This is a genomic window from Gammaproteobacteria bacterium (assembly GCA_015709615.1).
Lineage (GTDB): Bacteria > Pseudomonadota > Gammaproteobacteria > Burkholderiales > Nitrosomonadaceae > Nitrosomonas.
Genome location: CP054179.1, coordinates 1170063 through 1183847 on the forward strand (window position 1 = coordinate 1170063; position 13785 = coordinate 1183847).

Annotated in this window: 11 protein-coding genes and 4 tRNA genes; 1 reads left to right on the top strand and 14 read right to left on the bottom strand. The window is 45.5% G+C overall.

Features of this window, described 5'->3' with window-relative positions:
- Positions 1 to 6: 6 nt before the first annotated feature.
- The 14 genes from rpoB to HRU77_05650 form a co-directional block, all read right to left on the bottom strand.
- A complete protein-coding gene (gene rpoB / locus HRU77_05585; GenBank protein QOJ20214.1) occupies positions 7 to 4080 on the bottom strand; it encodes a DNA-directed RNA polymerase subunit beta in 4074 nt (1357 codons plus the stop codon).
- 154 nt (positions 4081 to 4234) lie between these two features.
- Positions 4235 to 4615: a 50S ribosomal protein L7/L12 gene (rplL, locus tag HRU77_05590; protein QOJ20215.1), complete on the bottom strand. Its 381-nt coding sequence runs from the start codon at positions 4613 to 4615 to the stop codon at positions 4235 to 4237.
- A gap of 50 nt (positions 4616 to 4665) precedes the next feature.
- Positions 4666 to 5181 carry a 50S ribosomal protein L10 gene (rplJ, locus tag HRU77_05595; GenBank protein ID QOJ20216.1) on the bottom strand — a complete coding sequence of 172 codons (516 nt, stop codon included), beginning with the start codon at positions 5179 to 5181 and terminating at the stop codon, positions 4666 to 4668.
- A gap of 320 nt (positions 5182 to 5501) precedes the next feature.
- Positions 5502 to 6194 carry a 50S ribosomal protein L1 gene (rplA, locus tag HRU77_05600; GenBank protein ID QOJ20217.1) on the bottom strand — a complete coding sequence of 231 codons (693 nt, stop codon included), beginning with the start codon at positions 6192 to 6194 and terminating at the stop codon, positions 5502 to 5504.
- Between the two features lies 1 nt (position 6195).
- Complete coding sequence (gene rplK / locus HRU77_05605) at positions 6196 to 6627, bottom strand: 50S ribosomal protein L11 (protein QOJ20218.1); 432 nt, start codon at positions 6625 to 6627, stop codon at positions 6196 to 6198.
- Positions 6628 to 6748: 121 nt separating this feature from the next.
- Entirely contained in the window at positions 6749 to 7282 is a 534-nt protein-coding gene (gene nusG, locus HRU77_05610; GenBank protein QOJ20219.1) for a transcription termination/antitermination protein NusG, read from the bottom strand.
- A 21-nt stretch (positions 7283 to 7303) separates the two neighbouring features.
- Positions 7304 to 7648: a preprotein translocase subunit SecE gene (gene secE / locus HRU77_05615; protein QOJ20220.1), complete on the bottom strand. Its 345-nt coding sequence runs from the start codon at positions 7646 to 7648 to the stop codon at positions 7304 to 7306.
- Between the two features lie 109 nt (positions 7649 to 7757).
- Positions 7758 to 7833: transfer RNA gene (locus HRU77_05620), tRNA-Trp, on the bottom strand.
- A 65-nt stretch (positions 7834 to 7898) separates the two neighbouring features.
- On the bottom strand, positions 7899 to 9089 hold the full coding sequence (gene tuf / locus HRU77_05625) for an elongation factor Tu (GenBank protein QOJ20221.1): 1191 nt from the start codon (positions 9087 to 9089) through the stop codon (positions 7899 to 7901).
- 50 nt (positions 9090 to 9139) lie between these two features.
- Positions 9140 to 9214: transfer RNA gene (locus tag HRU77_05630), tRNA-Thr, on the bottom strand.
- A 45-nt stretch (positions 9215 to 9259) separates the two neighbouring features.
- Positions 9260 to 9333, bottom strand: a tRNA-Gly gene (locus HRU77_05635).
- Positions 9334 to 9410: 77 nt separating this feature from the next.
- Positions 9411 to 9495 (bottom strand) — tRNA-Tyr (locus tag HRU77_05640).
- A 198-nt stretch (positions 9496 to 9693) separates the two neighbouring features.
- Positions 9694 to 10671 (bottom strand): ABC transporter permease, encoded by a 978-nt coding sequence (locus HRU77_05645; protein QOJ20222.1) that lies wholly within the window; start codon positions 10669 to 10671, stop codon positions 9694 to 9696.
- Positions 10672 to 10687: 16 nt separating this feature from the next.
- Positions 10688 to 12880 carry an ABC transporter substrate-binding protein gene (locus HRU77_05650; GenBank protein ID QOJ22074.1) on the bottom strand — a complete coding sequence of 731 codons (2193 nt, stop codon included), beginning with the start codon at positions 12878 to 12880 and terminating at the stop codon, positions 10688 to 10690.
- A gap of 111 nt (positions 12881 to 12991) precedes the next feature.
- Here HRU77_05650 and fabI point away from each other — a divergent pair, with 111 nt between their 5' ends.
- The gene (gene fabI, locus HRU77_05655; GenBank protein ID QOJ20223.1) at positions 12992 to 13777 is read left to right on the top strand and encodes an enoyl-ACP reductase FabI; all 786 of its coding nucleotides are present in this window, start codon (positions 12992 to 12994) and stop codon (positions 13775 to 13777) included.
- Positions 13778 to 13785 lie beyond the last annotated feature (8 nt).

A 13785-nucleotide genomic window follows, 5' to 3' on the forward strand; every position in this document is an offset into this window, starting at 1 on the left:
GAACAATCAATATTGTTCCAAATCAATATCCATTCCTAATGAACGTATTTCTTTTACCAGCACATTGAATGATTCCGGCATTCCAGCATCAATCTTATGATCACCCTTGACAATACTTTCATATACTTTAGTACGCCCAGTGACGTCATCCGATTTCACAGTCAACATTTCCTGCAAGGTATAAGCCGCACCATAAGCTTCCAATGCCCAAACCTCCATCTCACCAAAACGCTGTCCGCCGAATTGCGCTTTACCACCCAATGGTTGCTGCGTTACCAAGCTATAAGGACCGGTGGAACGCGCATGCATCTTATCATCCACCAAATGATGCAGTTTTAGAACATGCATATAGCCAACCGTGACGGGGCGATCGAAAGCTTCACCAGTCCGGCCATCGTACAAGGTAATCTGACCTGATCGCGGCAATCCAGCCAGTTCCAGCATGTCTTTGATCTCTTCCTCGGTTGCTCCATCAAAAACAGGCGTTGCGAACGGGACTCCCTCAGTCAGATTTTCCGCTAGCGATAGAATTTCACTATCCGATAGCGAGGAGATATCCTCTTTTTTACCACTGCCATTATAAATTTTGTTCAGAAACTCTCGAATTTCACTAGCATTCTTTTGAGTTTTCAGCATTTCATCGATTTTCCTGCCAAGTCCCTTCGCCGCCCACCCCAAGTGTACTTCAAGAATCTGCCCTACGTTCATCCGGGAAGGAACACCCAATGGATTTAGCACGACATCGACTGGCGTTCCATCCGCCATATAGGGCATATCTTCCAAAGGTACGATTTTCGAGATCACACCCTTGTTACCGTGACGCCCTGCCATTTTATCGCCTGGCTGCAATCGCCGTTTAATTGCGATATAAATCTTCACCATTTTCTGCACACCAGGGGCTAGTTCATCTCCCTGTGTGAGTTTTTTCTTTTTTTCGTCAAATGCAGCATCAAACGCCTTACGTTTTAGCGCCATGCTCTCACGTACTTGCTCCAGCTGTATGCTAGCATCTTCGTCGGCCAAGCGGATATCAAACCAGTAATGCGGATCGATGCTCTTTAGATATTCAACCGTGATTTCTTTCCCTTTGGCAAGCTTATTCGGCCCGCCGGTTGCAATCTTACCTGTCAGTAAGCGTTCAATACGTTCAAATGCATCTTCTTCCACAATACGTAATTGATCAGCCAGGTCTTTTTTGTAACGATCCAACTCCTCATCGATAATTTTTTGCGCGCGCTTATCACGTTCGATTCCTTCCCGCGTAAATACTTGCACATCAATCACTGTTCCAGAGATTCCCGACGGTACGCGCAGTGAAGTATCTTTTACATCCGATGCTTTTTCACCAAAAATTGCTCGCAGCAATTTCTCTTCCGGTGTTAATTGCGTTTCACCTTTTGGTGTGACTTTTCCTACTAATACGTCGCCTGCTTCAACTTCCGCGCCGATATAAACAATACCCGATTCATCAAGACGCCCTAGTTGATGTTCCGACAAATTGGGAATATCAGCGGTAATCTCTTCCGTTCCAAGCTTGGTATCCCTGCTCACAACGGACAATTCTTCAATGTGTATCGACGTAAAACGATCTTCGGCGACAATCCGTTCGGATATCAAAATGGAATCTTCAAAGTTATAACCATTCCACGGCATAAACGCCACCAGCATGTTCTGACCCAGTGCGAGTTCCCCCATATCGGTGGAAGCGCCATCCGCGATGACATCGTCCCTGCTGATATTATCGCCGACCTTTACCAGAGGACGCTGATTAATATTGGTATTCTGATTTGAACGTGTATATTTAATAAGATTATAGATATCCACACCGACTTCGCCCATGCGAGTCTCTGCATCATGCACTCGCACCACAATCCGGCTCGCATCAATATAATCCACAATACCGCCGCGCCTAGCACGCACGGTAGTTCCTGAATGCACTGCTACGACGCGTTCAATACCCGTACCCACAAATGGCTTTTCGGCGCGCAGGCATGGCACAGCCTGGCGTTGCATGTTCGATCCCATCAAAGCGCGGTTAGCATCATCATGCTCTAGAAAAGGTATGAGCGAAGCGGCAACCGAAACAATCTGGGCCGGCGCCACGTCCACATACTCAATTCGTTCCGGAGAAGATAATGCGAACTCGTTTTTGTGACGGCAGGATACGATATCGCTAATCAGCCGATGATTCTCATCAAGCTCGGCATTCGCCTGGGCAATCATATAATTGCCTTCCTCAATTGCGGACAGATAATCTATCTCTTCTGTTACCCGGCAATCTTTCACTTTACTGTACGGTGTTTCAATGAATCCATACTCATTGGTGCGCGCGTACAACGCCAACGAATTTATCAAACCGATATTAGGTCCTTCCGGTGTTTCAATCGGACATACCCGGCCATAATGTGTTGGATGCACATCGCGCACCTCAAAACCCGCTCTTTCGCGCGTTAATCCCCCTGGTCCTAAAGCTGAAATACGCCGTTTATGCGTGATCTCAGACAATGGATTGGTCTGATCCATGAATTGCGATAATTGACTGGAACCGAAGAACTCCCGTGCTGCTGCGGAAACCGGTTTTGCATTAATCAGATCATGCGGCATGAGATTTTCCGATTCTGCCTGACTTAACCGTTCTTTCACTGCACGTTCTACACGCACCAGTCCCGATCTGAATTGGTTTTCCGCCAGTTCGCCCACCGAGCGCACACGGCGATTACCAAGGTGATCGATATCGTCTATCTCACCACGGCCATTACGCAGTTCAACCAGAATTTTAATAACTGCGATAATATCTTCATTGGATAGTGTCTGCGATCCTGTCAGCTCAGTTCTACCCACTCGGCGATTAAACTTCATTCTACCGACAACTGATAAATCATAGCGCTCGGGTGAGTAGAACAAACCGGCGAACAGGGCCTTAACAGCTTCTTCTGTCGGCGGCTCTCCCGGGCGCATCATACGATAAATTGCAACCTGGGCATTCATCTCATCGGTCGTTTCATCGATCTTCAGTGTTTGTGAGATATACGCACCATAATTAAGATCGTTCACATACAGCGTATGAATCTTCTTTATGCCCGCTTTACGAATCTTGGTTACTGTATCTTCTGTGATTTCGTCATTGGCAAGCGCGACAAACTCACCGGTTTCCTTATCAACTAAATTGTGCGCCAGTATTCTTCCCAATAAAAAATCTTCCGGCACATCCAGCTGATCGATATTGGATTCCTGCATTTCGCGGATATGTTTGGCCGTTATGCGTTTATCTTTCTGAACAATGACTTTTTTGCCTTTGCCTATAATATCGAAACTCGCGACTTCGCCTCGCAAGCGTTCAGGTACAAGTTCGAACTGAATACCTTTGTCTGAGAAATGAAAGCAATCAAAAATGAAAAATTCTTGCAGTATCTGTTCAGAAGTGCATCCGATTGCCTTCAACAAGGTAGTGACCGGCATTTTGCGACGACGGTCGATCCTGAAAAATAAGCAATCCTTCGGATCGAATTCAAAATCCAGCCACGATCCGCGGTAAGGAATAATCCGTGCGGAAAATAATAATTTTCCTGACGAATGGGTTTTACCGCGATCATGCTCGAAAAATACGCCAGGTGAACGATGCAGCTGTGAAACAATCACGCGCTCAGTACCGTTAATCACAAAAGAGCCTGTTTCAGTCATCAGGGGTATTTCACCCATGTACACTTCTTGTTCCTTGACTTCCTTGACAGTCGGCTTGGATATTTCCTTATCCATGATCGTTAGTCTTACCCTTGCACGCAAAGGCGATGCATACGTCAGTCCACGTTGCTGACATTCCTTGACATCGAATACAGGCGTTCCAAGCTCATAGCTTATGAAATCAAGACGTGCATTTTTAGTATGACTTTCGATTGGAAATATTGAATTAAAAGCAGCCTGCAGTCCCTGATTTTGGCGCTTATTAGGTGCCACATTTTCCTGCAAAAAGGCTGCATATGATTCGAGCTGAGTAGCGAGAAGAAACGGAATTGGCAACACGCTCGCACGTTTGGCAAAACTTTTACGGATACGTTTTTTCTCTGTGAACGAATAGCTCATGAATTTTCTCCGGCAGAAGAAGACAGAGGATTGAAGGATTGAGGCCAGATAACTATCAATTGTTCAAATGCCCAAAATGACGCATCAAATGGTCAAAATATCAAAGGCTGGCGGCTTTAATAGCCTACCAGCCCAGAAAATTTATAATTTTTTATTACTTAACTTCGCAAGTAGCGCCAGCTTCGACCAACTGTTTCTGGATTGCAGCCGCATCTTCTTTTGAAACACCTTCCTTAACAGGTTTTGGTGCACCATCAACCAAGTCTTTTGCTTCTTTCAAACCTAGTCCGGTTACCGCTCTTACCACTTTAATCACATTGACTTTGCTCTCACCAGCAGAAGACAGAATCACCGTAAATTCAGTTTGTTCTGCAGCCGCAGGAGCAGCACCACCGCTTGGAGCAGCAACCGCAACCGCAGCGGTCGCAACGGCAGAAACACCGAATTTTTCTTCCATCTCTTTAATCAATTGCGATAATTCAAGTACGGTCATATTCGCAATTGCTTCTAATATATCATCTTTAGTTACAGCCATTATTTTCTCCTGGTTATTTTCTGTATTACGTTAAGGAAGCTTGAAGAATGCTATTTACTGTCTCGTACCATGGCTAAGCCGCGCACAAATCGGGCAGGTACTTCATTTAATGTTTGTACAAACTTAGCAATAGGTGCTTGCATTGTTCCCAGCAATCTTGCCAGCAATTCTTCACGACTTGGCAACGATGCGAGTGCAGTGATCTCATCACGTGATATCACTTTCTCGCCAATTGCACCAACTTTAATTACGAATTTTTCATTGTCTCTAGAAAATTCATGCAACACCTTCGCAGCTGCCACTGGATCAGTGCTTATACCGTAAACAAGCGGGCCAACCATATGTTTGGCCAACTCCGCATATGGTGTATCTGCTACGGCGCGGCGGACCAACGAATTTTTTATGACATGAAAATAAACTCCTGACTCGCGAGTTTTCGCTCTTAGTTGTGTCATTTGACCAACTTCCATCCCTCGATACTCTGCAATGATAATGGCTTGAGCATTAGCTACTTGAGCCCCCACTTCCGCCACTATTGCTTTTTTCTCATCAAGATTAAGACTCAAGGTTCACTCTCCATCAGTTAAAAATAGTATTCGGCTCATCTATACAAATACTCTTTCCCGAACACTACACACCGGTGACCTTAAACCAGGAAAAATAAGACTCTGATTCCTGTTTTGGGTACACCATCTGCGCTGGGCACTCAATATACCGAATTAAACAAACCGTATGATTTATACGATTTCATCTTCAAGATTACCGAATAATTAAGCGACACCCCACAAATCACATCTATCATGATTTATTTATTTTCGTGCGCCCCAGCGGTCTTTGATAATCCACTCCAATACATAGTGTATTCTGTGGCCCAAAGTTCTTTATATTACGAAATACTCGCTTGATCTATTCGTACACCGATACCCATAGTGCTCGAAACAGATATTTTTCTAAGATAAACACCTTTTGACGAAGCAGGTTTTGATTTATTCAATGCTTCAATCAATGCCTTCAGGTTTTGTTTTAATGCATTCGCATCAAACGATGCCCTGCCAATCGTGCAGTGTATAATTCCGGTTTTATCCGCTCTAAATTGGACTTGCCCGGCTTTAGCATTTTTAACCGCCCCCGCGATATCTGCAGTCACGGTGCCTACTTTTGGATTCGGCATTAAACTGCGCGGCCCCAGAATCTGACCTAATTGACCAACAACGCGCATGGCATCCGGACTTGCAATAGCAACATCAAAGTTGATATTGCCGGCCTTAATCTCAGCCGCCAGATCATCAAAACCAACAATATCCGCCCCCGCTTCTTGCGCTTCTTTCGCTTTGTCACCTTGTGCAAACACCGCGACACGAACCGTTTTTCCCGTTCCTGCAGGCAAAACTACCGAACCGCGCACAGCTTGATCGGATTTCTTGGCATCAATTCCCAGATTAACTGCAACATCGATAGATTCATCAAACTTTGCAGTCGCTGCTTCTTTAACTAACCCTAATGCATCATCTATTGGATATGTCTTATTACGATCCACTTTTCCGGCAATAGCTTTATAGCGCTTTGATGAATGTGCCATTTTATATACCCTCCACTTCTATGCCCATACTTCTCGCGCTCCCCGCAATTGTACGCACCGCAGCATCCAAATCTGCCGCCGTTAAATCCGGCATCTTTGTTTTGGCAATTTCTTCAGCTTGACTGCGACTTAATTTTCCTACTTTATCCAAATGCGGTTTAGAACTTCCTTTGCCGACACCCGCTGCCTTTTTAATTAAGACTGATGCCGGTGTTGTTTTCATGACAAACGTAAAACTTTTGTCAGCATATGCAGTAATGATCACTGGCACAGGCAAACCCGGTTCCATTTTCTGGGTAGCCGCGTTAAATGCTTTACAGAATTCCATAATATTTAACTGCCGCTGACCAAGTGCCGGCCCAATAGGCGGACTCGGATTTGCTTTTCCGGCTGGTACTTGTAACTTTATATATCCGATAATTTTTTTTGCCACAATATCCTCCCGATGGGTACAATCGAACGACTATTCGCTCTCCCCGGTGATAAACAATAATTCGCTCTAAAAAACTTTAATTTAATGCAGTTTCAATTATAAAAACAACGACCATACCCTATCAGGATTTCTCTACTTGATTAAAATCCAATTCAACAGGTGTTGGGCGCCCGAATATGGAAACCGAAACCCTGAGTTTGCTCTTGTCGTAATTGACATCTTCCACATTGCCATGAAAATCCGTAAATGGCCCTTCCTTGACGCGAACCGCCTCACCGATTTCAAACAGAATCTTCGGTTTCGGTTTTTCAACACCTTCCTGAATTTGATGAAGTATATTATCAACTTCCTTTTGACTGATCGGCGTAGGCTTCATGACCGAGCCGCCCACAAAACCCGTCACTTTGTCTGTATTCTTGACCAGATGCCACGAATCATCAGACATTTCCATTTCCACCAATACGTAGCCCGGGAAAAACTTGCGCTCACTGATATTTTTCTGACCACTTTTCATTTCTATCACCTCTTCAACCGGCACTAGAATTTGGCCAAACTTATCTTGCATACCAGCCCGCTCAATGCGATCCTTCAATGCACGTTGTACACTTTTCTCATAACCTGAATAAGCGTGAACCACATACCATTTCTTACTCATTCTTTCCTCTGAGAAATGTGATCAAGCATCTTGACTCATCAAAATTTTTACGAGTGACATCAAGGCAGCATCAATGAACCATAAAAATAATGCCATCGCAATGACAAATGCAAACACCACACCCGATGTTTGAAGCGTTTCCTTACGACTAGGCCATACTACCTTTTTTGCTTCTTCAGAAGATTCCCTGCAAAATACATAAAAATCCTGACCTTGAGTTGTAAATTTCGCAGTAACTGCAGCCAGCGCGAATCCCGCCAATATTGATAATATGCGCACAACCGTAGCGCTTTCATTTAGATAAATGAATCCCGCTATACCAGCAATAATGAACACAAACACAAGCGCAAGCTTCAGTTTATTCACGTCGATTGAATCCTTTTATCTCTTAAAATCATGAATAGCTTTTTGATCGATCAACAAGCAATAGTCTTATTTTGTTTTAGACTTGCAACACACTTAACACTATCCATTATGGCAGGCCAGGAGGGCATCGAACCCCCAACCTTCGGTTTTGGAGACCGACGCTCTGCCAATTGAGCTACTGGCCTTCTAACTGGAACGTATCTAAGGTTAAAACCACACCAAAACAATTGTTTTAAAAATATATCAAAAATCACTCAATAATTTTTGCGACTACACCAGCACCTACCGTTCTTCCGCCTTCACGTATCGCAAACCTTAACCCATCTTCCATCGCAATCGGCGCAATTAAATTCACCGTCACCGATACATTATCCCCAGGCATCACCATCTCCGTACCCGCCGGCAACTCTATCGCTCCCGTAACATCCGTCGTTCTAAAGTAAAATTGCGGCCGATAGCCAGGAAAGAAAGGTGTATGTCTTCCGCCTTCATCCTTACTCAACACATAAATCTCTGCCGTGAATTTGGTGTGAGGGGATATGCTGCCCGGTTTTGCCAGCACTTGACCTCGCTCAACCTCTTCCCGTTTTGTACCCCGTAACAATATTCCCACATTATCACCAGCCTGACCTTGATCCAGTAACTTGCGGAACATTTCAACGCCGGTACAAACCGTCTTCAGTGTGGGCTTGAGACCAACAATCTCAATTTCATCACCTACCTTGATAATACCTCTTTCCACACGCCCGGTTACTACCGTTCCGCGGCCAGAAATCGAGAACACATCCTCAACCGGCATAATGAATGCGCCGTCAATCGCGCGTTCCGGTTGCGGTATATAACTATCCAGCGCTTCCGCCAGTTTCAATATGGAAGGTTCACCGATATCGCTTTGGTCTCCTTCTAACGCTTTCAGCGCTGAGCCAACAATGATTGGCGTATCGTCACCTGGAAAATCGTACTTCGATAACAGTTCACGTATCTCCATCTCCACCAACTCAATCAACTCGGCGTCATCAACCATATCCGCTTTGTTCATGTATACGATAATGTACGGAACACCTACTTGACGCGCCAGCAATATATGCTCACGCGTTTGCGGCATCGGTCCGTCGGCTGCGGACACAACCAGAATCGCTCCATCCATTTGCGCCGCACCGGTAATCATGTTCTTCACATAGTCCGCGTGCCCAGGACAGTCCACATGCGCATAATGGCGACTCGCTGTCTCATATTCTACATGCGCCGTATTGATGGTAATTCCACGCGCACGTTCTTCCGGTGCCGAGTCAATCTGATCGTAGCTCTTCGCTTCGCCGCCAAATTTCTTCGTCAATATCGTCGTGATCGCCGCCGTTAGCGTCGTCTTTCCGTGGTCAACGTGTCCTATCGTACCAACATTTACGTGTGGCTTCGACCGCTCAAATTTACTCTTTGCCATGTCCTGTTTCCCCTTTGCGTGCTTTGACCATACAACTTACATACAACCTATGGAGCCCATGACCAGGATTGAACTGGTGACCTCTCCCTTACCAAGGGAGTGCTCTACCACTGAGCTACATGGGCAAGCATAAACAACAACCATTAACCGTTTACCTTCTAACCCTCAATTGGAGCGGGTGAAGGGAATCGAACCCTCGTCGTAAGCTTGGAAGGCTTCTGCTCTACCATTGAGCTACACCCGCACTATTCACTGGAAGCACTACATCAACCAATCTTCGCCACAAGCTATCGCCAAGCCATTTCGCTGTGCTTCCTAAATTGGTGGAGGGGGAAGGATTCGAACCTTCGAAGGCAGAGCCGTCAGATTTACAGTCTGATCCCTTTGACCGCTCGGGAACCCCTCCGAACGAAACTGGCAATTATGAATATATTGCCCCCATAAGTCAATCTTGATTTAACGAAAAGTTATATGCGTCAGTAATTAATTTCATCGAAAATATTTGCGAAAATCGGGTTTGCGTTAAATTGCGCACATTTGAACACTATAAAAATTTCGCAATCGATTAAAACGAAATCAACAAATAAATCGCACACCTAACTTTTTAAGCCAATCGCACTCGTGGATCAACTAGAGTATACGATATATCGGTCAAGACCAAACCCACGATATAAAGAATCGAACCCAAAAAGACCATCGCTCTCACTATGGCAAAATCCTGCGAATTGATTGCATCAATGGTGTAACTGCCCAACCCCGGAATGCCAAAAAACGATTCAACCAGCAGACTGCCGAGAAACAATAAAGGCACCACGACAACTGCGCCGGTCAAAATCGGAATTAATGCATTTCTCAGAACATGCCGGAATAAAACGATGCGCTCCGACAATCCCTTTGCCCTGGCTGTACGCACGTACTCCTTATTCATTTCCTCTAAAAATAGAGTGCGATACCAGCGGATATTGGATCCTGCGCTACTGATTACGCCGATAATAACCGGCAGCAGCAAAAACTTTGCCGCATCCAATCCCGTCTCATAACCGGATATGGGCACCCAGTGCCATAGCTTACTAATCAAGAATTGTCCGACGATAATATAGAACAGGCCAGAAATAGACATCAATGCTACACACAGAACCACGCCAAAAAAATCTATGTAGGTTGCGCGAAAAAACACCATCAGGAGCGCAAATGTGATATACACAATCAATCCCAGAACAAATACCGGCAATGCAATAGCCAGACTCGGCAGCATGCGTGACTTGATTTCCTGTGCGATATCCCGGCCATCGTCCGCCCGGCCGAAATCAAAAGCAAACATGGATAACGATTTCTCAAAGAAAATAGTGTCCGTCAATTGACCCAACCTCCCCGCCTCTTGATTGAACAGTAGCGGTTTATTGTAACCTCGTTCCGCTTTCCATTTTTCAATCGCTTCCGGTGTTACATACTTAATACCCAGCTGCATACGCGCCATATCATCCGGTGTATTCACGACAAAAAACAGCACAAATGTGATGAGATTGACACCGATCAAGATCGGTATTGCGTAAAAAACACGCCTGACAATATAGCTTAGCATGTAACCAAATTATAGATTATGAAGCAGCACGCACCGCAGTACCGCTTTCGTGACGGCGGAAAGCGCTTATTGCCGGAACAAAACTTACCGCCAGCACAGCCAGAATCAACGCAACCGGCCATAGTACCGGTTCATTCCATTCTGCTCGCTTTTGCGCCCTCAGTTCAGTATCTATCTTGAAATACTTAAGATTATTATTCGATATTCGATTGGGCTTAACATTCTGATACCACGAATGGTATAAACCGTAGTCTTTCGGGTGATAGCCCCACAGCCACGGCGCATCAAAGCGCAGAATCTCGACCATGCGATCAATAATCAGTTGCCGCTCTGGTCCATCCTCCATATTTTTCATCTGTTCAAACAGGCGATCATATTCCGCATTGTGATAGTTTGCGGCATTCTCGCCGCTATTTCCCACTTTACGTTGCGGTCCGTGCAATAAGAACAAAAAATTTTCCGCATCCGGGTAGTCGGCATTCCAACCCCACTCAAAAATCTGCGCATTCCCTTTCCGGATCTTATCTTGAAAGCGATTGTAGTCAGTACTTCTCACCACCAACTGGATATTTAGCTTCTGAAATTGCTTACGCACCCAATCCAGTCTGGATCGGTCCTCGGCGCTACGCGCAGTCACATCAAAATATAAAATGAGCGGCGCGCCGGTTCGTTGATCGATTCCGTCCGGATAACCCGCCTGCGCAAGTAAAGCCTTGGCGGTTTGAATTGACTTACGCCGCGGCTGACCGTTTACCCAATCATATGCTACCGGATTGATGCCTTCTTCACCCTCCCGGTAACCTGCAATACCCGGTGAAATAGGACTTTGAGCGGGCATCCCTCGACCGTTGGCAAAAATTGAAATGAATTCTTCGTAATCGACAGCGATCGAAATCGCCTGCCGCAATTTTCTAGCCGACTCACGCGATTTCTCATCGACTCCGCCAACCAACGGGTCAAGCATATTAAACCCCATGTAATAGGTTGACGCCGCAACTGCTGTCTCCAGTCTTATCCCTTGCTCAGCCATCGCTTCAGTCACTGTCGCTTCGCCTTGCCCAATTAATTGTATGGCTTGATCAAAGCTATCCGAACCGATACCGCTGGCATCATAATAACCTTGCAGGAATTTGTTCCAGCGCGGAATGCTTTCCTTTTCCCGAACGAAGACAATCTTATCGATAAAGGGCAATTTCTTTGCGGCATCGGCTAATAAACCGTTTTCTTCGTCCTCCGGCATACCATCATTCGGATAATACTCATCATGAAAATTCGGATTCTTTTCCAGTACCATTCGTAAATTCGGATCATTTTCGGTGAGCATATAAGGACCGGTGCCAACCGGATACCAATCCAGTGTAATATTTTTTTGGATTAACCCAGGTTGCGAATAAAAGCGATCCGCCTCCCAAGGAATCGGTGCAAAAAACGGCATAGCCAGCCAGTAAACAAATTGCGGATATTTACCAATCACGGTTATGCGATAGGTATATCGATCAACCACCTTCGCTCCTGCCAACGGATAATCTCGCAGATCCAGAAACATTTCTTCCTCTGGTTGATTTTGCTCAACCCGCTTGAGCACCTCGGCATACTCCCGAAGTCCCGCGATGTAATCGGCCATGAGTCCATATATCGGTGAATGCAATTTTGGATGCGCCAGACGCTTGATCTGATAAACATAATCTTCCGCCACCAATTCTCTTGTTCCAGTTTGAGAAAAATCGGAAAGCTTGTGTATGGACACCAATTCCTGCTGACTCAGATCATGAAACAATCCATTACCTCGCGCATCATTGGCAAAGGCTGGATGGGGTTGATAAAAAATACCCGGTCGAATTGAAATTTCATAAGCACTATATGCAATAGCGTGCGCACGTGCATCATCCGGCAATTGATTACCTTGCGCATCAAAGTACTTCACCACGGGTATTTCCTGGGCAGTAGCCGGGATTAATGCATAAGGCCGTTTTAAGTAATGATACTGCAAGGGAGGTTCATAAATCTGCGCAGTAAACTGAATTTCATTGGAACTGTATGATTGCACCGGATCCAGATGCTTAGGACGTTCAGTGAACACCGTGTAAAGAATATTTCTCACCGCGTCTTCAGCCGCATAGGGATTATTCCAATTATTTCCGCCGCATGCGGTCAACAAAAGAGGTGCTAGCAATGCCCACAATAAAACAATCTTGGTACTCAATGTCATTTTCATTCACTGCAATCCATGCATCTGCGCATATCTTTCCTTTCTCAACGCCACCTTACGCCGCCCTTCAGCTATAATTCGCCAATTCGCACAATTTTACAAGGAAAATGTATGGGATTTCTGGCAAATAAACGCGTCCTTATTACCGGCTTACTCAGCAACCGGTCCATCGCTTACGGTATCGCAAAAGCCATGAAACGTGAAGGTGCTTCGTTGGCCTTTACCTATCAAGGTGAAGAGGTTCGCAGCCGGGTGGAAAAATTGGCTGCAGAATTTGACAGTAATCTGTTGTTTCCTTGCGATGTTTCCAGTGACACCGAAATCGCACTCTGCTTTGAGAACCTGCAGAAACATTGGGACGGTCTGGATTGTATTATTCATTCCATCGCATTTGCACCACGCGAGGCATTAACCGGTGATTATTTGGAAAGTGTTAGCCGGGAAGCTTTTCGCATTGCACATGACATCAGCGCCTACAGCTTTTCCGCACTTGCTAAAGCAGCATTGCCTTTAATGCAGAATCGCAACGGCTCACTTTTAACATTGAGTTATCTAGGTGCTGTCCGCGTTATGCCTAATTACAATGTGATGGGCTTAGCTAAAGCCAGCCTTGAAGCGAATGTCCGTTTCATGGCTTCCAGCCTGGGCCCCAAAGGAATTCGTGTCAACGCCATTTCCGCCGGACCGATCAAAACTCTGGCTGCTGCCGGCATCGGAAATTTTGGAAAATTACTGGGTTATACCGAAAAAGTTTCACCGTTACGCCGCAATGTAACCACCGACGAGGTCGGTAATGTTGCCGCTTTCTTATGCAGTGATCTGGCTAGCGGCATTACCGGAGAAATAACATATGTAGATGCAGGCTTTAATACTGTTGCGTTCAACCTTCATGATTGAGGCTGGAC